The 19,557-nt window shown below is 54.8% G+C and carries 21 protein-coding genes; 7 read left to right on the forward strand and 14 right to left on the reverse strand.

Features of this window, described 5'->3' with window-relative positions; all coding sequences use genetic code 11:
* The first annotated feature begins 63 nt into the window (after positions 1–63).
* Complete coding sequence (locus tag BJ887_RS07510) at positions 64–612, forward strand: GNAT family N-acetyltransferase (RefSeq protein WP_020884145.1); 549 nt, start codon at positions 64–66, stop codon at positions 610–612.
* Here the strand turns inward: BJ887_RS07510 and BJ887_RS07515 are convergent.
* The 9 genes from BJ887_RS07515 to sad all read right to left on the reverse strand — a co-directional run bounded on the left by BJ887_RS07515 (position 600) and on the right by sad (position 10,969).
* Positions 600–1,514, reverse strand: a complete 915-nt coding sequence (locus BJ887_RS07515) for a bestrophin family protein (RefSeq protein WP_014170060.1) — start codon at positions 1,512–1,514, stop codon at positions 600–602. The two genes, BJ887_RS07510 and BJ887_RS07515, sit on opposite strands and share 13 nt — an antisense overlap.
* Before the next feature lie 202 nt (positions 1,515–1,716).
* Complete coding sequence (locus BJ887_RS07520) at positions 1,717–3,168, reverse strand: tagaturonate reductase (RefSeq protein ID WP_121339680.1); 1,452 nt, start codon at positions 3,166–3,168, stop codon at positions 1,717–1,719.
* A gap of 117 nt (positions 3,169–3,285) precedes the next feature.
* Positions 3,286–3,813 carry a GNAT family N-acetyltransferase gene (locus BJ887_RS07525; protein ID WP_020884147.1) on the reverse strand — a complete coding sequence of 176 codons (528 nt, stop codon included), beginning with the start codon at positions 3,811–3,813 and terminating at the stop codon, positions 3,286–3,288.
* A gap of 82 nt (positions 3,814–3,895) precedes the next feature.
* Positions 3,896–4,861 (reverse strand): sensor domain-containing diguanylate cyclase, encoded by a 966-nt coding sequence (locus BJ887_RS07530; protein WP_014170057.1) that lies wholly within the window; start codon positions 4,859–4,861, stop codon positions 3,896–3,898.
* Between the two features lie 109 nt (positions 4,862–4,970).
* A complete protein-coding gene (locus BJ887_RS07535; protein WP_020884148.1) occupies positions 4,971–6,416 on the reverse strand; it encodes a GGDEF domain-containing protein in 1,446 nt (481 codons plus the stop codon).
* A gap of 113 nt (positions 6,417–6,529) precedes the next feature.
* Complete coding sequence (locus BJ887_RS07540; protein ID WP_014170055.1) at positions 6,530–6,886, reverse strand: DUF4186 domain-containing protein; 357 nt, start codon at positions 6,884–6,886, stop codon at positions 6,530–6,532.
* A complete protein-coding gene (gene glsB, locus BJ887_RS07545) occupies positions 6,886–7,812 on the reverse strand; it encodes a glutaminase B (RefSeq protein WP_025204200.1) in 927 nt (308 codons plus the stop codon). Before glsB ends, BJ887_RS07540 begins: the two co-directional genes overlap by 1 nt.
* A 62-nt stretch (positions 7,813–7,874) precedes the next feature.
* Positions 7,875–9,464, reverse strand: coding sequence for a methyl-accepting chemotaxis protein (locus tag BJ887_RS07550; protein ID WP_121339681.1), 1,590 nt, complete (start codon positions 9,462–9,464; stop codon positions 7,875–7,877).
* Between the two features lie 116 nt (positions 9,465–9,580).
* Positions 9,581–10,969, reverse strand: coding sequence for a succinate-semialdehyde dehydrogenase (gene sad / locus BJ887_RS07555; protein WP_121339682.1), 1,389 nt, complete (start codon positions 10,967–10,969; stop codon positions 9,581–9,583).
* A gap of 99 nt (positions 10,970–11,068) precedes the next feature.
* Between sad and BJ887_RS07560 the strand changes: the two genes are divergently transcribed.
* Positions 11,069–11,947 (forward strand): LysR family transcriptional regulator, encoded by an 879-nt coding sequence (locus tag BJ887_RS07560; protein ID WP_014170051.1) that lies wholly within the window; start codon positions 11,069–11,071, stop codon positions 11,945–11,947.
* Here the strand turns inward: BJ887_RS07560 and BJ887_RS07565 are convergent.
* Together BJ887_RS07565 and BJ887_RS07570 are read right to left on the reverse strand one after the other, a co-directional pair.
* Positions 11,901–12,383, reverse strand: coding sequence for a GNAT family N-acetyltransferase (locus BJ887_RS07565; protein WP_025204203.1), 483 nt, complete (start codon positions 12,381–12,383; stop codon positions 11,901–11,903). The two genes, BJ887_RS07560 and BJ887_RS07565, sit on opposite strands and share 47 nt — an antisense overlap.
* A 61-nt stretch (positions 12,384–12,444) precedes the next feature.
* Entirely contained in the window at positions 12,445–13,356 is a 912-nt protein-coding gene (locus BJ887_RS07570; RefSeq protein ID WP_229216819.1) for a LysR family transcriptional regulator, read from the reverse strand.
* A 92-nt stretch (positions 13,357–13,448) separates the two neighbouring features.
* Here BJ887_RS07570 and BJ887_RS07575 point away from each other — a divergent pair, with 92 nt between their 5' ends.
* Positions 13,449–14,411, forward strand: a complete 963-nt coding sequence (locus tag BJ887_RS07575; RefSeq protein ID WP_121339684.1) for an NmrA/HSCARG family protein — start codon at positions 13,449–13,451, stop codon at positions 14,409–14,411.
* A 51-nt stretch (positions 14,412–14,462) separates the two neighbouring features.
* On the opposite strand, the gene BJ887_RS07580 is transcribed toward BJ887_RS07575, so the two are convergent.
* Positions 14,463–15,263 carry a PhzF family phenazine biosynthesis protein gene (locus tag BJ887_RS07580; protein WP_108648283.1) on the reverse strand — a complete coding sequence of 267 codons (801 nt, stop codon included), beginning with the start codon at positions 15,261–15,263 and terminating at the stop codon, positions 14,463–14,465.
* A 27-nt stretch (positions 15,264–15,290) separates the two neighbouring features.
* Positions 15,291–16,079, reverse strand: coding sequence for a PhzF family phenazine biosynthesis protein (locus BJ887_RS07585; protein ID WP_020884156.1), 789 nt, complete (start codon positions 16,077–16,079; stop codon positions 15,291–15,293).
* Between the two features lie 177 nt (positions 16,080–16,256).
* Between BJ887_RS07585 and BJ887_RS07590 the strand changes: the two genes are divergently transcribed.
* Positions 16,257–17,453 (forward strand): sugar transporter, encoded by a 1,197-nt coding sequence (locus BJ887_RS07590; RefSeq protein WP_020884157.1) that lies wholly within the window; start codon positions 16,257–16,259, stop codon positions 17,451–17,453.
* Between the two features lie 58 nt (positions 17,454–17,511).
* Here the strand turns inward: BJ887_RS07590 and BJ887_RS07595 are convergent, their stop codons facing one another.
* Complete coding sequence (locus BJ887_RS07595; protein WP_025204209.1) at positions 17,512–18,177, reverse strand: MarC family NAAT transporter; 666 nt, start codon at positions 18,175–18,177, stop codon at positions 17,512–17,514.
* Between the two features lie 256 nt (positions 18,178–18,433).
* Here BJ887_RS07595 and marR point away from each other — a divergent pair, with 256 nt between their 5' ends.
* The 3 genes from marR to marB are packed head-to-tail and all read left to right on the forward strand — an operon-like array spanning position 18,434 to position 19,520.
* On the forward strand, positions 18,434–18,868 hold the full coding sequence (gene marR / locus BJ887_RS07600; RefSeq protein WP_020884159.1) for a multiple antibiotic resistance transcriptional regulator MarR: 435 nt from the start codon (positions 18,434–18,436) through the stop codon (positions 18,866–18,868).
* 20 nt (positions 18,869–18,888) lie between these two features.
* The gene (gene marA, locus BJ887_RS07605; protein ID WP_008502237.1) at positions 18,889–19,269 is read left to right on the forward strand and encodes an MDR efflux pump AcrAB transcriptional activator MarA; all 381 of its coding nucleotides are present in this window, start codon (positions 18,889–18,891) and stop codon (positions 19,267–19,269) included.
* A 32-nt stretch (positions 19,270–19,301) separates the two neighbouring features.
* Entirely contained in the window at positions 19,302–19,520 is a 219-nt protein-coding gene (gene marB / locus BJ887_RS07610) for a multiple antibiotic resistance protein MarB (RefSeq protein ID WP_014170042.1), read from the forward strand.
* The last annotated feature ends 37 nt before the right edge of the window (positions 19,521–19,557 follow it).

Raw genomic sequence — 19,557 nt, forward strand, 5'->3', positions numbered from 1 at the left:
TGATAGAGATGAAAATACCAGAAGGTGAACAAAAACATAACGCTTAAACAGGGAGAACCACGGATGACAATACCGACGCTAACGACAGACCGCCTGTTACTCATTCCCCTGGTCGCGGAAGATGCCGTCCAGATACAGCGGCTTTATCCACGCTGGGAAATCGTTCGCTATATGGTCTCCTCAGTGCCCTGGCCCTACCCGGATAACGGCGCGGAGTATTATGTTAATAACGTTGCGCTGCCGGATATGGAAAAAGGCATTGCCTGGTTCTGGAGTATTCGACGTCGCGAGGCGCCGGATGAGCTGATGGGGATTATCTGCCTGTACGATGTTGAAGATAATAACCGTGGGTTCTGGCTGGCGCCGGAGTTTCAGGGTAAGGGATACATGCGTGAGGCCAGTATTGCGGCGACGGATTATTGGTTTAACACCCTGAACAAGCCGGTGTTGCGTGCGCCAAAAGCGGCTGCTAACAGCCGCTCCCGTCGTATTTCAGACAGTAGCGGCATGCGGCTTATCAGGACAGAAAAGAAAGCGTACGTCAGCGGCATGCTGGATTCCGAACTGTGGGAAATCACCCGTGACGAATGGAATGCCCGTCAGGTCAGTTGATAATACTTATCCGGTAACAGTCTTTCGGGGATCTCTTCTTCATCGTTCATCTGCAACAGGTCACGTTCCATCATGTTGCAGATGGCGTCTAGCGGCAGGTCGTTATCTTCGGTACCAAACGGGTCTTCCAGCTCTTCCGCCAGCGTATCCAGCGAGATAAAGGTGTAAGAAATCAGCGCCGACACAAAAGGTGTCATGTAGTGCAGATCGACGACCAGCGCGAACGGCAGCATGATGCAGAACAGATACACCGTACGATGAAGGATCAGCGTGTAAGCAAACGGTACAGGTGTCGTCAAAATACGCTCGCAACCCGACAGGACGATGGACATGTCGTTCAGCCGGTTGTTGAGACTGTGGAACAGGATATCTGAGAGCTCGCCATTGCGGCGCCTGACGGCAAGCCACTCCCCCATGATCAGTAAAATACGGTTCGCCGGCGAGTTGGCGTTCATCACCTTGCGTAAATCATCTTCCGGAAGATAACGGGAAAGTTGTTCGGCGTTCGTTTCCCGGCGCAGGGTCATGCGCAAACAGTTGGCAAAGGCAATCTGCAGGCGGACAAACTCGCCGAGATGTTTATCGTCCGGCAAGGTGTTTTTTACCTCGCGAAACAGAGAGCGTGCCGCTATCATCAGTTGCCCCCAAAGCTGGCGCGCCTCAACGTAGCGGGAATAGCAGGCGTTGTTTCGGAAACCGAGAAAGATAGCGATCGCCACACCGAGAATGCTAAATGGCGCAACGGTAAATTTGATGCCAAGGGACGTGTACCACGGCAGCATCAGGATCACGGCGATAGAAAGCAAAAAGTTGAGTAGCAAGCGGGTATAGATTTTAGGCAGTACCGAGCCATGCCAGACAAAGATGAGTTGTAACCAGTGCTGTTTAGGACGAACAATCATAGTGAGTTTCAGGAAAGAAAAAGAGCGTGGCTATTAAACGTGATCCCCCTCACGGTTGCAAGCATGTTAATAAAACATTGAATTTTCTGACTTGGCTAGCCTAAACCGCACGGTGCCAGAGGTGTTTTTTAAAAACAGAGCAAATAGTATGTTGTAACTAATAAGATCCCCATTAAAACCCGGCCGAAGCCGGGCAACGGTGTTAACAGAGCGGTTTAACGGCCGCACGCATTCCTTGAAGCAGAATAGCATCCAGATCCCGTGTAACCTGCTCGACCAGGCCGTTAACCTGCGTAAGATCTTGCTCCCAGTGTTCGCTCACGCTCAGTACCGATTTTACCAGTTGGCGGGTAGTGATCTGGCGATCGTGATGCTGTGTCCACAGCTGCTGGAAACGCGCCAGCCAGTTCGCGTCGTCCTGAACCGGGTAACTTTCCCCGTTACGCTCCCCGCGATAAAACGCAATCAGTGCCGCTAAAGCAAACGTCAGTCGCGCAGGCAATGACCCGGTTGCTTTCTGCCCTGCCAGCAGCTGCGGCAGAATGCGGGTGCGGAACTTGGTCATCCCGTTGAGGGCAATCGACAGCAGCTGATGCCGGATGTAAGGGTTACGGAAACGACCCGTTACCGCACTGGCGAACGATTCCAGCTCATCACGCGGCAAATCCAGTACCGGAATAATTTCCTCATAGATAGCTTTTTCGACAAAAGCACACACGTCAGCATCGTTCATCGCCTCACCTACCGTGTCCAGCCCGGCCTGGAAGGCTACCGGTACCAGCGCCGTGTGCGCACCGTTCAGAATGGCGACTTTACGCTCTTTGTAGGGCCGGATGTCATCTACGATCAATACGTTGAGCGGGAACTTATCAAGACGCAGTTCGCTGGCAAGGGAGTCAGGGCCCTGAATCACAAACAGATAGAAGTGTTCGGCGGTATCCAGGAACCCGTCCTGATAACCCAGTTCAGCCTGCAGGGCGGCCACTTCGTCACGCGGGTAACCCGTTACAATGCGGTCAACCAGGGTCGAGCAGAAGCAGTTGGCATCGTTCAACCATTCAGTAAAGGCCGTCGGCAGCGCCCACTCCTGCGCGTAGCGCAGCACCAGTTCCCGCAGCGCATCCCCGTTGTAGTCAATCAGTTCACACGGAATGATGACCCAGCCTTTGTCTGGCGCACCGTTAAAATGACTGAAACGCTCGAAGAGCAATCGCGTCAGTTTCGCCGGGTAGCTGACGGCAGGCGCATCTTCAAAGGTGTCGCCCGCGTGATAACCGATCCCGGCTTCCGTGGTATTCGAGAACACAAAGCGCATCTCCGGGTTATGAGCCACCCTGAGGAACGCATCGTATTCATTATAAACGTTGATTTCGCGGTTAACGGAACGGATAAGACGTGCATCGCTCACCGCGTCGCCCTTCTCGTTCAGGCCGCGAATGATCGTGGTATACAGACCATCCTGCGTATTCAGCGACGGCGGAAAATCACTTTGAATGGGACGAACGACCACCACACCGGCGTTGAGATCGGTATGTTCGTTTAACAGGTCGATTTGCCAGTCGATAAACGCCCGCAGGAAATTGCCTTCACCAAACTGAATGATACGTTCCGGATAGTGTGGACCGGGAAAATCATGACGGTTAAGTGTGTTCACAATGGGTTCCTTTTATAATTAGTCATACAGCCTGATAAGATTGGTACGATAACTTATCAAAACTTTACGACCGGGAACCCTGTTTTGATCAATTCATGATGGAGTTGTGAAAAATAATTATAAGAACTTATAGAACACGGAGGTGGCGGTCATCGCGCCATCCGGCATCAATGCATAGCGCGGGATCTCCCCCACTTTTTGCCAGCCAGCACGCTGGTAGAACGTCTCGGCACCGCTGCCAGTCGACGTATCCAGTACCAGGACCGAAATGCCTCTGGCTCTGGCCTGAACTTCAAGTTCTTCCATCAGGGCCATTGCCGCCCCTTTACGGCGCGCTTTTTCATGGACCAGCAGTTTTGCCACATCCGCGCGATGCGGCTGATTCTCCGGCTGATCGGTGATCAACTGTACCGTGCCGATAACACCGTCCTGCGGATCGATACTGGCCAGCACAAGACGTTCATTGCGTCCCACGCTCTCAGCAATACCGCGCCAGAAAGCACGCGCTTTTTCCGGGCTAAAGGGCAACATAAAACTGACGGATGCGCCGCCGTTAACGCAGTTTTCGAGGATCGCGGACAACGCATCAAGGTGGGTGAGGATCTCTTCCCGGGTGAGGTTTTTGATGTGCAGTGAGGTATTCATTGTTTTTCCTTACGTTGAATACCGTCACTGTGCAATTAACATCTTATTAACGCAAACGGATCGATCATAGGCTTTTGTTATGTCATCTTTCGCGGTGGCGTTGCTGCTTCATGGCATACATCTTTTCATCGGCCTCTTTTAGCCACTGTTGCAGGTCATGGCCATTGTGGTCGAATTCACTGAGTCCCCACGAGAACAGAAGCGACCACGGATGCAGTTTGCGGGCATTATAATTTTCGACCTGCTCGGCCAGATACTGCATCGCAATCCAGGCCCCCTGCTCATCCGTATCGGCGAACAGCACGGCAAACTCATCCCCGCCAAAGCGAACCAGCAGATCCGCCTCACGGAAGGAGGAACGCATCAGTTGCGCCATCACGTTCAGCGCCTTATCGCCTTCCTCGTGGCCGTAGCGATCGTTTATCTCCTTAAAACGATCCAGATCCAGCCAGCCGAGGGTTAACGGCTCTGCACGGCGTCGCGCGACGGACAGGGTAAACCGGACGAGCTGATTAAAGCCCCGACGGTTGAATAAGCCCGTCAGTTCATCGGTAGTCGCCGCACTGACGGCGGCAAATTCATCTTCTGCCAGCGCGCCCAGGTCTCCCAGCACGGCAAGATCGGCCGCCGTAAACTCGCGCGGAGAATAATCAATCAGGCAAAGCGATCCGACGCTCGCGCCGTCGCGCAGACGCAGCGGGAAACCAGCGTAGAAACGAACGCCGGGCTCACCGGCCACCAGCGGATTATCGGCAAAGCGGTCATCCTGACGCATGTCCCCCACCACCAGCGGCGCTTCGCTGAGGATCGTATGGCCACAAAATGAGATATTGCGCGGGACAGAGTCCGGTGCCTGGCCATCCGCTGACTTCACGATCAGCGAATGCTCATCGATAAGATTGACCATCGCCAGCGGCACCTGGAAAAAGCGTTTTGCCAGACGCGTCAGGCGGTCAAAGGCCGGCGAACTGTCGATTTCAAGCAGGCCTGATTCGCGCAGCGAGTTCAGACGTTCCGTTTCGTTTTCAGGGGTTGCAGGTGTTTTCATAACGTCTCCTGACGCAAGCTTTACTAAAAGCGTAGCTTAAACAGAGACATTGTCAGTGTACGAATATCCTGTTCAGACGCTATTTGTTAACGTCACTGGCTCATGACGACTAATGCAGTGATGTTTCGCTGCCGGACGTTGCAGTAACCTGCTCATCCGACAGCCGGGCGCTGGTCCGATTTCGCCCCGCTTTCTTTGAACGATAGAGATGATCGTCCGCTTCAGCCATCAGCTTATTAAAGACCTCCGTCAACTGCCATGATTCAGATTTACCGCTGCCCAGGCCAATGCTGACGGTCAGATACAGCGTCTGCTGGCGCCAGGTAAACGGATGATGTGCGACGGTGGTTCGAATGCGTTCAGCCAGTTCAAAACCGTGCTGCGCATCCCCGGAGTTCACGACCACCGCGAACTCTTCTCCGCCCATTCGCGCCACCATACCGTCCTCACCGACAACCTGCTGAACCTGCCGGGCAAAGGCCGCCAGTATGCGATCACCGCACTCGTGACCGTAGTTATCATTGATGCTTTTGAAGTAATCGATATCCAGCAGCATGACGGTTAAAAAACGCGAATGCCGGTGCGCCTCTTCTTGCTTTAACGCTTCATAAAGCCCGGAGCGGGAATAGACATGCGTCAGAAAATCATAATCTGCCCGCAGTGACACCTGACGAATCAGTGAATTAATGGCCGCCACGCTGACGGAGACCATCACCGGACAAATAGCCATAGTGGCAATGCCCAGCCGGGCTGAGAACATCATCGGGGTCGAAAGCGGTGTCGCAACGGCAATATTGATAATGGAGTTGGCAACCAGAATGATCTCAACGGCGCCCGTGAGAAACGTCAGTAAACAGGTGACGGGCAGCGGGTAGCGTACCGCACACCAGATAAGCGCCGGCAGCGGGAAACAGAGGCTCCCCGCGCCGCCAATCACCACCGATGCGACCACCGAGACAATCAACGCCATAACCGGGAACAGCTGCTCCAGACGTAACTGAATATCACGCACGGGCAGGCTAATCGTCAGCATACACGGCACAATCAGCACCCCCGTTGAAAACTGCTCGCTAAACCAGTCGGCAAACAGCGGCCAGAAGGTGTGACTGTCGATACCGACCGACCCCACCGCGCCAAGCAAGGCACACAGCAGCGCAGCAATCAGGCAGTAGTTAAACAGACGCAGCGCATTAAGCGGATCGGGGGTTTTCATCAGCCGTTTATCACGCAGAACCAGTATGGCGACCACGACGATAAAAATCATATTCGACAGGTTAATCACCAGCGAGGCCATTCCCCAGCTGGTGGTGACCGCGTCGTACATCAGCATGGCAACATACGCGACCGCGTAGTTATGCAGACGATTCAGATAAGCATAACGGGCGAATACTCCCGCCATAACGCCATTCAGTGGCCAGAACAGCGACAACGCTTCAACCAGACGCAATTCAGCACCCACAAAATAGAATAAGGTGGTGAGAATAAAGATCCACGACGCATTACGCAGCGGAGTATCGGGTTGAAAAAACCTGAAGGCAGAGAGAGCAGAACGCATTAAATATCATTCCGTATAATAACTTATGGCGATTATGTCGATCGTCAGCAGGATCTGAACTAACTTAACCTGCATCTATAACACAAATACAACAGGATCATAACTCGTCAAATTTAGGCGTTCATCTGCAGCACCAGCCAGTGGTGGATCACGCTGACGATATAATGCTGTTGCTGCGCGCTGAGCTGAACACCCTGCGGAATGTTATGCCACTTTGCCAGACAGCCACGACAACAGGTGGCGGTGGCATGCTGAGCGATAAACACCGGATGACCGCGCATGGGCGTCTGTTTCCCGTCATTGGTGGGATGGGCCGGTGCAAGACGCCGGGCAATAAAATCGGCGGCGTGCTGGTCAATGGTTTCGGCACCTTTGTCCCAGCAGTACTGCCGTTCCTTCGTGCCTAAGCGAAAGCGCGAACGAAAAGGCGATCGTGCCAGGCGGGCAAAAAGCGGATCCAGGGTCGACATCAGTATACGGAACGTCCCAGACGTTGGGTCAGTTTCTCCAGAACTGCCACACCGGCAAGTGAATTTCCCGTTTCATCCAGCTCCGGGCTCCAGACGGCAATCGCCATTTCGTGAGGCACGATTGCCACCACCCCGCCGCCGACACCCGATTTAGCCGGAAGACCGACGCGCCAGGCAAACTCTCCGGCGTTCTGATACATCCCGCTGGTCGCCATCAGGGCATTCACCTGACGCGCCTGCATGGGCGAGACAACATCTTGCGCGAGGTGCGGCGCATGCCCCTGATGGGCGAGGAACAAGAATGTCTGTGCCAGTTCAACACAGCTCATTTCCAGCGCGCAGTAATGGAAATAGTTTTGCAGCACGGTGGCGACATCGTTATGGAAGTTACCAAACGATTTCATGAGCCAGGCGATAGCCGCGTTACGGGCGGAGTGTTCAAACTCCGAGCGCGCCACCACCGCATTGTAGGCAATATCCGCGACGCCCGAGAGCTGGCGGACAATTTCAAGCATACGCTGGCGAGGGGCGCTGAGACGGCTTTGCAGCATATCGCAAACCACCAGCGCACCGGCATTGATAAACGGGTTACGCGGTTTACCCTGTTCAATTTCGAGCTGAAGCAGTGAGTTGAAAGGCTGCCCGGACGGATCTTTCCCCACGCGATGCCAGATTTCGTCTTCCTCATACTGGCGCATGGCCGCAACCAGACTGAGTACTTTTGAAATGGACTGAATTGAAAAACGCTCGGTGGCGTCACCGGCCTGGTAACGCTGCCCGTCTACCGTACAAATGGCAATACCCAGCTTATTCCCGCTGACCGAGGCAAGGGCCGGAATATAGTCGGCAACCTTCCCTTTTCCAATTAACGGACGAACCTGCGACAGAATCTCGTCCAACATCTCATTATGGATGACCGCAGCCACACTTTGCTCCTTGCCCTCAGGCTAAAACGGGCTGCGAGTATAACAGAGGCTTATATGTTGCGTCAGGCGCTAAGACGAAAACGCGAAACCGCCTGCAATAAAAGATCGGATTGCTTATGCAGCCGTTCAGAGGCATCCGACGCGTCAGACACCAGCATGTCGGTCTGACGGGAAACCTGATTCAACGCCTGAAGCTGCCGCGTCATTTGATGAATGCTCTCCCCCTGGCTCAGGGTCGCTACCGAGATCTCATTCAGCAGACTGCTTAAATTAGCCACCAGCCCGATCACCTGCTGCAGATTATCTTCCAGCAGGTTAACGGCCCGGGAACCGTCTTCGATGCCCTGCAAAGAGTGATTGATCAGTGCCTGAATAGTCTGCGTCGAGTGGCTGCTCTTTCTGGCCAGCAGCCCCACTTCCCGGGCGACAACGGCGAACCCGCGCCCGTGGTTCCCCGCATGGGCGGCCTCGATGGCCGCATTTAGTGCCAGAATGTTGGTCTGAAACGCCACGCTGTCGATCATCGCCACGATCCCGCGCATCTCTGACGAACGGTCAACGATCGCCTGCATGGAGGCATTGACGGTTGTCATCATCCGATCGCCGCCCGCGGCTACCTGGCGCGCCTCGTCCGCCCTGGAGCTGGCGAGTTTTGCATAACCTGTATTCCCTTCCACGTGGTTTTCCAGCGCGGCAATGTGTGTCGTCACATCCTCAAGCTCTTTCGCCTGACGAGCCGACTGCAGATACAGCTTCTGGTTGCCCTGTGCCAGAGATCCTATATTTTCAACCATTTCGTGGGTGGCATTGCTGACCTGGGTCACCAGTTCCTGCAGTCCGTGCTGCAGGGTGGAAACACTGTCGCTTAACTGTCCGATCTCCTTGTTAAAGCGCAGTACGCCCGGCGGAGTACCGGACAGGTCTCCTGCCGCCAGTTGGTTAATGTGAGCAATCAACCGTCGCAGCGGCGTAATGACCCAGCGGGACATGCCGAACCACACCAGAACGGCGATGGCAAGTAGCAGAACCGGTGCAATCAGGAAGAGCGTTTGCAGGCCAGAGAGTTGCGCCATCAGACTCTGGCGGCCCTGCATCGCCTGCTTCTCGCTGGCCTGCTGATAGCGGGCATAGTTTTCGTTGAAGTCAGTCTGAAAAGCCTGGGCAGGTACGGCAAAAAAGGCGTCGATCGTGTTGGTCTTGATGAGCCCTTCCGCCTGCTCCTTGATGGCACCGTAGAAAAGCTGGTAGCTGGTGATCAGGGCATCATCTTTTGGCGGATTGAGCGCCAGCCAGGCGTTCCAGGCCTGCTGAGAAACCGTCAGCGACGCCTGAGCTTCGTCCATCAGGCTGTGCCAGCTTCCTTCAGAGCCGGTCTCTTTATCCTGCATAAACCAGACGCCGGAGCGGTTAAGCAGATCGCTTGCTGCCAGCAGAGACACGCGGGCCAGATCCAGTTTGCTCTGTTGCTGGTATGCCAGCAGATTTTGCTGCTCGTTGCGCTGAGCGTCCTTCAGGGAAGCATTGAGCAAAAATGAAGAGGAGAGTTGCAGTGCGGAGAAAAGACCAATAATACAGAAAATACCGGTCAACAGGCCAAACTGACGAGGGATGAGGCGCTGCGCAATACGGCGAAAAATTTGCGTTAGGTTCATAATTTTCTTCAGTAACAAGACGTTAGACGCGTGCGAGTCTACGAAACGAAAATGACAGAACCATTGCAGGAAAATGACAACGGCCTTCGTGCTGAAGGCCGTTATCGGAGAGCGAACTAGACTCTGTTCTTCCATACCGTTTGCACGTTACAGAACTCGTGCAGACCGAAGTGGGAAAGCTCACGACCAAAACCGCTCTTCTTCACGCCGCCAAAGGCCACGCGTGCATCGCTGGCGCTGAAACCATTGATGAACACCCCACCGCACTCCAGCTCACGGGAAAATTTCTCCGCCAGCGTATCGTTCGCGGTAAAGACGGTTGCGGACAGACCAAAGTCGCTGTCGTTAGCCAGCTGCAGCGCGTGCTCCGCGTCTTTCGCAACGCTAACCGCCGCAACCGGACCAAACAGCTCCTGACGAAATGCCGTCATGCTGGCAGTGACATTCCCCAGCACGGTCGGTGCATAGTAGTTACCTTCACCGGCAACTTTCTCCCCGCCAAGCAGCAGCGTGGCGCCTTCGGCCAGCGTGGCCTGCACCTGCTGATGCAGTTCATCACGCAGGTCAAATCGCGCCATCGGGCCAATAAAGTTTTCTTCGCTATCCGGCGCCCCCATCTTCAGGGCTGCCGTCGCCTCGACAAAGCGCTGGGTGAAAGCATCAGCGATGCCCTCTTCCACAATAAAGCGCTTAGCGGCGGCGCAAACCTGTCCGGTATTCTGATAACGTCCGGCCACGGCTGCTTTCACCGCCAGATCCAAATCAGCATCATTGAGCACAATAAACGGATCTGAACCGCCCAGCTCCAGGACGCATTTCTTGAGTGCTGCCCCCGTCTGCGCACCAATCGCCGCACCCGCGCGCACGCTGCCGGTTACGGTTACAGCGGCAATACGACGGTCGTTGATCGCCTGGCTCACGCCCTCATTCGTGGCATTCACCCAGCCAAAGACACCCTGCGGAAAACCGGCGTCAGCAAATACCTGCGCAATAAGGTCAGCCGAGCCGAGTACGTTTGGCGCGTGCTTGAGCAGATAGCTGTTCCCGGCCAGCAGGATGGGTACCGCGCCACGCAGTACCTGCCAGAGCGGGAAGTTCCACGGCATGACGGCAAGAACAGGTCCCAGCGGCCGGTATTCAATCACCGCGTTCTGGTTTTCTACCAGGGTCGGTTCAGGCTGCAGCATTGCCGGGCCGTGTTCCGCATACCAGTCGCAGAGGCTGGCGGATTTTGCCACTTCAGCACGCGCCTGCAAAATGGGTTTGCCCATCTCACGGGAGATCATTCGGGCCATCTCGTCTGCACGGTTTCGCAGCGCGCTGGCGAGATCGCGCAGCTTCTGCGCCCGGTCTGAAACGCTTACGCGTCTCCACTGACGAAAACCGGCATCAGCCTGCGCAATTGCGCGTTCAACGTCGTCGGTGCTCGCCCACGGATACGCCGCGAGCTTCTCACCGGTGGCTGGGTTAACAGAGAGGGCATGTGTAGCAGAGGAATAAGTCATGATGGTCTCCACGTAATAACGGTTGATTCATTGTGGCGCACTCTGCTATTTCTTAAAAATGAATAATACTAACCACCTTGTTCACGAATCGAGAATGGCATGGACTTAACTCAGCTTGAAATGTTTAACGCCGTGGCGCTCACCGGCAGCATCACCCAGGCAGCGCAAAAGGTGCATCGCGTTCCGTCGAACCTGACCACCCGCATCCGCCAGCTGGAGGCCGATCTTGGCGTTGAGCTGTTTATTCGTGAGAACCAGCGTTTACGTTTATCCCCTGCCGGGCATAATTTCCTGCGCTACAGCAAGCAGATCCTGGCGCTGGTCGATGAGGCACGAATGGTCGTCGCCGGTGATGAACCGCAGGGATTATTTGCGCTTGGTGCGCTGGAGAGTACCGCCGCCGTGCGTATTCCGGAAAGCCTGGCGCAGTTTAACCAGCGCTATCCACGTATCCAGTTTGCCCTCTCTACCGGGCCGTCCGGCACAATGATTGACGGCGTACTGGAGGGAACCTTAAGCGCCGCGTTTGTCGACGGCCCCCTTTCGCATCCGGAACTGGAAGGCATGCCGGTTTACCGGGAAGAGATGATGCTGGTCACGCCCGCCGGGCATGCAGAAGTGGCACGCGCCACGCAGGTAAGCGGCAGTGACGTCTACGCCTTTCGCGCAAACTGTTCGTATCGCCGACATCTGGAAAGCTGGTTTCACGCCGACAGAGCCACGCCCGGGCGTATTCATGAGATGGAGTCTTATCACGGCATGCTCGCCTGCGTCATCGCGGGCGCCGGTATCGCGCTGATGCCTCGTTCGATGCTGGAAAGTATGCCAGGCCACCATCAGGTAGAAGCCTGGCCGCTGGCAGAAAACTGGCGCTGGCTCACCACCTGGCTGGTCTGGCGCCGCGGGGCTATGACCCGCCCGCTGGAGGCTTTTATAGCGCTGCTAAACGAACGTCAACCACCAGTGCCTTCTCCATAAACAGGCTCAGCGGGTCATCAACATACGGCGGAAACGCCGGACGTTGCTCATAGCCGCACTGCTCATACAGACGGACGGCGGCATGTTGCCGGATGCCCGTCTCCAGGCGAAGCGTGTGGCAGTGACGGCTCAGGGCTTCATCTTCCAGCGCCGCCAGCAGCATCTCGCCGAGATGTTGCCCGCGATGAGCCGGATCGATATACACCCGTTTCATTTCACCGGTCCCGTCGCCGTTGAGTACCACGGCACCACACCCGACGGCATGAAGCTGCCGGTCCCGAATAATCATCAGGATCAGTGAGGCTGTCGGCAGTTTGGTCAGATCGAGCAGGTGGTTACTTTCAGCGGGATAGAGTTCGCTCTGATAGCGGTCAAGCGCGGCAATCAGATGCAAAATATCAGGGTGATGTGCAGATTCAGCGGTAATGGAATACATGGCGGGCTCCTTGTTGTTTTTATTTCAACATAGCGCAGCCCTGCACACGTGCTTCATACCGTTAACTTATATCAGCATTGCCGTTCAGGCTGACGAGGGTATCCCTTAACCAGCGATGTCCGGCGTGGTTATGGCTGCGTTCATGCCAGATAAGACTGACGTCAAACGTCTCTTTCAGCCAGGGGAGTTCCATCACGGTGAGCGGGTTAATGGTTCCCATAATTAATCGTCGGGGCACAAGTGCTACCAGATGACTCATCTGCACCATGCCGGGAACAAACAGAAATGATGCTGCAGACACCGCAACCTTACGTTGCAACCCTGACTCCGCCAGCATGACATCCATCGGCGTGGTAAAACCGCCTCCCGAGGGGGACACGATAATATGCTCAAGTTTTGCGAACGCTTCCATTGTCAGTTGATCGTTCAGTTCGGGATGCTGAGGGCGTCCGATAAGCACGTACGATTCGTCATAGAGATATTGCGTTCTGAGCTGCGCCTGAGCAGGGTCTGGCCTGGCTATGGCAGCATCAACATCGCCTGAGCTCAGTTGATGGGCCAGCTGATGCGGATCGTAATTCCTGACAGCAATACGCACGCCGGGGGCAATCTCTTGCAGGGTCACAATCAGCGGCATAATGACCGCGGCCTGCACGTAATCAGTACAGGCCAGAGAGACCGTTAGCGAATCGTGCAGCGGATCAAAGTCCTCATGTGATTGCAGCGTATCCCGTATTTTTGCCAGCGCCCCGCCAAGCGTCGCCATCAGCTCAAGAGCTTTGGGGGTTGGCGTCATCCCCCTGCGCCCCGGGATCAATAACGGATCGTTAAACATCCCCCTCAGCCGGTTAAGCTGCGCGCTGACGGCAGGCTGGCTAAGACAAAGCCGGCTGGCGGCCCTGGTGACATTTTGCTCCGCGACCAGCGCTTCCAGAGTCAGCAGCAGGTTTACGTCAGGCTTTTTGGTATTCATAGGATGGATATCATGTAAGAAATAAATCGATTTCACGCTCGCCGCCCGCATTCCGATAATGCACTACCGCAACAACACAGAGCGAGAATGAAATGTCGTATGATAAAAAACCACTCATAACAGTTTTTGGTGCCACCAGTAAACAAGGACGTAGCGTAACCACAACCCTGCTGCAAAGTGGGCGCTATCGGGTGCGCGCCTTAACGCAAAACACGGACTCTGCTGCGGCGAAACAGCTGGCGGAACGGGGCGCTGAACTGAGACAAATCACCCTTAAGACGGGCAATGATGCGCATCTGATCGGGGCGTTTGCCGAGTCAGACGGGGCGTTCCTGATGACACCAGGTTTCATCCCCGTATCGACGCAGATGCCAACGGGTGAAACGGCGCTGGGTTACAGGCTTGCAGATGCCGCCGTCAACGCCGGGGTAAAACACCTTGTCTTCAGCAGTCTGGAAAACGTCGAGAGAATAACGGGCGGAACTCTATGGGCTCCTCATTTCAGCGATAAGGGCCGAATTGAGGAGTACATCCGCACACTCCCCGTCAGCGCGTCGTTTATTCAACTGGCGTTCTTTTACACCAATCTGGCCGAATATTATCCGCCGCGTAAAGAAGGCGACGAGCTGATCTTTCCCCTCTATCTCCCGGAAGACGTTCGGGCGCCCTTTGTCGACCCGCTCACGGCGACCGGCCCTGCGGTGCTTGAGATGTTCGATAACCCCGAACACTACAACGGCATGACGTTACCCGTTGTCGGTGAGTGTCTTTCGCCGCGTGAGATGGTGGAAACCTTCACGGAGGTCACCGGCATAAAAGCCCGGTATCGCTCAGCCTACACGCGAGAAGCACTCCTTCACCACTTCCCCGATTTCGCAGACAACGCGGCACTGGTCAGTGAAATTACCGGCATGACGGAATATGCCGTGAACTACGGCTATTACGGAAAAGACCGGGATCTCACCTGGAGCAGAACCATAAACCCTGCCACCTTAACGTGGCGTGAATTTCTGATTACGTCTGGCTGGCAAGGGGAAAAACGAACGTTTGATTAACGCAAGCCACCGTCATTCCCGATGATGAAATGACGGTGGCCCATTCCTGGCTTACATCGCCTGGCGTAAATAGATATGCCCTTTCAGATACAGGGTGGCCTGACCGCCGATTAACACCCGGTCCCCCGCCAGCTCACAGCGTAAATCCCCGCCCCGTCGCGAGACCTGGCGCGCGTTCAGCACGGTTTTGCCCAGCTTTTCGCTCCAGTAGGGAATCAACATGCTGTGAGTGGACCCCGTGACCGGATCTTCCGGCACCCCTTCTCCCGGACAGAAGAAGCGGCTGACGAAGTCATATTCATCGCCCGGTGCCGTGACGCAGACCATCTTATCCAGCGGAATCATTGCTGAGATATCCGGTGTAAGGGCCTCTACCTGCTGCTGGTTCTCCAGCACTACCATATAGTCGCGCCCGACACGCACCTCTTTTGCCCGCTCAATGCCCAGCGCGCTCAACAGCAGCGCTGGCGGATTGTCGACGACCTCCGTCGGCCAGGCCGGGAAGTTGAGCGTCAGCCAGTCACCGCTGCGTTTTACCGTCAGCTCGCCGACGAAACGGGTGGTGAAGGTGATTTCCGTGTGTGGATAATCAAGGTATTCGAAAATGACATGCGATGCCGCCAGTGTGGCATGTCCACACAGGTTAATTTCGTCAAGGGTAGTGAACCAGCGCAGCTCGAATCCGCCGTCAGTGCGTACGAAAAAGGCCGTCTCAGACTGATTGTGCTGTTGCGCCATGTTGAGCAGCGTCTCGTCCGGCAGCCACTCTTCCAGGGGGCAGACCGCCGCGGCGTTGCCGCCAAACGCCCTGTCGCTGAAGGCATCGACCAGATAGAAATCAATTTCCTGCATTGTCTCTTCCTCTTTTGTTATGGTTATTTAGCGCAGAAAGACGGTGCCTTTCAGATACAGCGAGGCCTGCCCGCTCATCAGCACGCGTGAACCTTTCAGTTCGCAGCGCATATCACCGCCACGAGCCGACACCTGGCGGGCAAACATCGCTGTTTTACCCAGTTTTTCACTCCAGTAGGGAATAAGCATTGTATGCGCGGATCCGGTGACCGGATCTTCCCAGACGGCAACTCCCGGTGAGAAAAAGCGGCTCACAAAATCATAATCCCCCTCTCCCCGCGCCGTCACGCTGACCTTATGTTCGCCAGGCGTCATTGCCGAGATATTCGGCGCAAGCGCCTCAACCTGCTGGCGGTTTTCCAGAACCACCACCCAGGCACGCCCCTTACGGGCTTCTACGTAATGGCCGATCCCCAGCGCCGCAAGCATCGCCGGCGGGGGCGTCTCTTCCTGCGTCGGGCATGCCGGGAAGTCCAGCGTCATCCAGTCCCCTTCCCGGCTAACCGTTAGCTGGCCAGAGGCGGTATCAAAGTGGATACGCGGGTCAGGATAGTTGAGTTCATTAAACAGGACGTACGCGGCTGCCAGTGTGGCATGTCCGCAAAGGTTGACTTCGGTAAGGGTGGTAAACCAGCGTAACTCAATTCCCGCTTTACTGCAGACGAAAAACGCGGTTTCCGACTGATTATGCTGCTGTGCCATTCTGAGCAGTGTCTCATCAGGCAACCATGCGTCTAACGGGCACACGGCCGCCGGGTTTCCACCAAACGAGGCATTGCTGAACGCATCTACCAGATAAAAATCAATCTCCTGCATTGTCTTACCGCCTGTTTTTGTTGTGATGTTCTTTTATATTCAATGAAAACCATTCCCCCGGCTACCGCTTTTACCAGGTGAATTTTGAGATCTGCATCACATAATGGTTGAGTTTTCGCCGGTTGACGTTTTAAGATCGTCTCCTCTTCTTTTCAGCAACGAATCTCCGACATCGCTATGACAACGAACACAGTTACCCGCAGAGTCGCGTGGCTACGCGTGGTCACGCTGGCAATTGCCGCGTTTATTTTTAATACCACAGAATTTGTTCCGGTTGGGCTGTTGTCTGACATCGCTGAAAGTTTCCAGATGGAAACCGCGCAGGTGGGCATTATGTTGACCATCTATGCCTGGGTGGTGGCACTGATGTCACTGCCGTTTATGCTGCTGACCAGCCAGATGGAACGGCGAAAGCTGCTGATCGGGCTGTTTGCCCTGTTTATCGTCAGCCACGTCCTGTCGTTTCTGGCGTGGAACTTTACGGTGCTGGTCATCAGCCGCGTCGGTATCGCCTTTGCCCATGCCGTATTCTGGTCGATCACCGCGTCACTGGCCATCCGCCTGGCACCTGCGGGAAAACGCGCGCAGGCGCTGAGCCTGATAGCCACCGGCACGGCACTGGCTATGGTCCTGGGCCTGCCGATTGGCCGTATCGTTGGGCAATACTTTGGCTGGCGAACCACGTTCTTCGCTATCGGCATGGGGGCAATGATCACCCTGGTCTGCCTGATTAAACTGCTGCCGAAGCTGCCAAGCGAACACTCCGGCTCGCTGAAAAGCCTGCCGCTGTTAATGCGTCGTCCGGCATTGCTGAGTATCTATCTGCTGACGGTCATTGTGGTCACGGCACATTACACCGCCTACAGCTATATCGAGCCGTTCGTTCAGGTCGTGGCCGGCTTTAGCGCCAACTTTGCCACCGTTCTGCTGTTGATCCTGGGGGGCGCGGGCATTATTGGCAGTATTCTGTTTGGTAAGCTCGGCAATCAGCACGCGTCGGCGCTGGTCAGCAGCGCCATTGGTTTACTGCTGGCGTGCCTGGTGTTACTCATGCCAGCAGCGGGCAGCGAGGGTCATCTGGCCGTCCTGAGCCTGTTCTGGGGAGTGGCGATCATGATTATCGGTCTGGGTATGCAGGTGAAGGTGCTGGCCCTCGCGCCGGACGCAACGGATGTGGCGATGTCACTGTTCTCGGGGATTTTCAATCTCGGTATTGGCGCGGGCGCGCTTCTGGGAAATCAGATTAGCCTTCACGTGTCGATGTCGGCGATTGGCTATCTGGGTGCCATTCCGGCACTGGTGGCGCTCATCTGGTCCCTGCTCATCTTCCGTAAATGGCCGGTCGCACTGGAAGAACAGGCCCATCACGGGTAGACCGCAGTCAACGTAAAACGGCAACCGAGGTTGCCGTTTTGCATTACCGGGCGGGTGATTAATGGTACGTCTTAATAATCTCCAGCACGCCGTTGATAATAAACTGCACGCCCATACACACCAGTAAGAAGCCCATCAGGCGGGAAATCGCCTCAATACCGCCCTTACCGACCCAGCGCATGATCGCGCCTGAACTGCGCAAGGATGCCCATACGATGATACCAATCAGTGCAAAAATCAGCGGGGGCGCAACCGTGATGACCCAGTCCGGGAAGGTCGAACCATCCCGCACCGTTGACGCGGAGCTGATGATCATCGCAATCGTTCCTGGCCCCGCCGTACTGGGCATCGCCAGTGGGACAAAAGCAATATTCGCGCTGGGCTCGGTTTCCAGCTCTTCGGATTTGCTTTTGGCCTCAGGTGACTCATGCGCTTTCTGCGCAGGGAACAGCATACGGAACCCGATGAAGGCAACAATCAGTCCGCCAGCAATACGCAGACCCGGGATGGAGATTCCGAAGGTGTTCATCACCAGCTGTCCGGCGTAGTAAGCCACCATCATGATGGCAAACACATAGACTGAAGCCATCATCGACTGATGGTTACGCTCGGCGCTGTTCATGTTCCCTGCCAGCCCCAGAAAGAGCGCAACCGTCGTTAGCGGGTTAGCCAACGGCAGCAATACCACCAGCCCCAGACTAATTGCTTTAATCAAATCCAACATAGTGCGTCGTTGTCCTTATCCATGTTTATCACCGCAATTATAGGGTGAAAGTGTGACGTTCAGCCATTCGCTCAACGTAACGATTATTTACGGTCATTAACGATAACCCTTCGTTATCTATTTGAATTGAAAGCATGCAAAAAAAGTTCATGAAACGTTTTAGCAATTCGTGGCATCCGCTGATCCATTCAGTTGACTTATACTTGCCTGAGCAATAATATCTGCCGTGACTAAACTACTTGCCAGGGCAACCATTGTGAAAAGCACCAGTGATCTCTTTAACGACATTATTCCGCTGGGTCGTCTTATTCATATGGTTAACCAGAAAAAAGATCGCCTGCTCAATGACTATCTGTCACCGCTGGATATCACCGCCACGCAGTTCAAAGTGCTGTGCTCCATTCGCTGCGAAGTGTGTATCACGCCGGTTGAGCTGAAAAAGGTGCTCTCTGTCGATCTGGGTGCGCTAACCCGCATGCTCGATCGTCTCGTTTGCAAAGGATGGATAGAACGAAGCCCTAACCCGAATGACAAACGCGGCGTCCTGGTGAAACTCACCAGCGATGGCGCGGCTATGTGCGAGCAATGTCATCAACTAGTAGGACAAACACTGCATCAGGAACTAACAAAAAACTTAACGGCAGATGAAGTGGCAACGCTTGAGCTTTTGCTTAAGAAAATACTGCCGTAAACAGAAAAAGAGGTATGACGATGTCCAGACGCAATACTGACGCTATTACTATTCATAGCATTTTGGACTGGATCGAAGATAACCTGGAATCGCCGCTCTCCCTTGAAAAAGTGTCAGAGCGTTCAGGTTACTCCAAATGGCACCTGCAACGGATGTTCAAAAAAGAGACCGGCCATTCATTAGGTCAATATATTCGCAGCCGCAAGCTGACGGAAATTGCCCAGAAGCTGAAAGAAAGCAATGAGCCGATCCTTTATCTGGCGGAACGTTACGGTTTTGAATCACAGCAAACCCTGACGCGTACGTTTAAGAACTACTTCGACGTGCCGCCTCACAAATACCGTATTACCAGCGTGCCGGGTGAATCCCGATACCTGTATCCACTAAAACATTGTAGTTAATCATCGCCTGTAAAGACGTAACCGAGGAAATCATGAAAGTTACAGCCTCCGCCGCCCTCGCCTTGCTGGTGCTGTTTTCCAGCCAGACCTTCGCGGAGCAAACCCCTCGTGCAACGCAGCAAAATAATCGTGACACGATGATTTTGCCGTCAGCACATGACCAGTCACCTTATGACTTCAACCACATGGGTGCTGGTAGTGACAAATCCGACGAGTTAGGCGTGCCTTATTATAATCAGCACAGCTTCTGATTCGTTTTTGCCCCGCGGATGCGGGGCTTTTTTTATG

Source organism: Enterobacter sp. WPR_3_1, from assembly GCF_003635055.1.
In the GTDB taxonomy this organism is placed as follows: Bacteria; Pseudomonadota; Gammaproteobacteria; order Enterobacterales; family Enterobacteriaceae; genus Enterobacter; species Enterobacter ludwigii.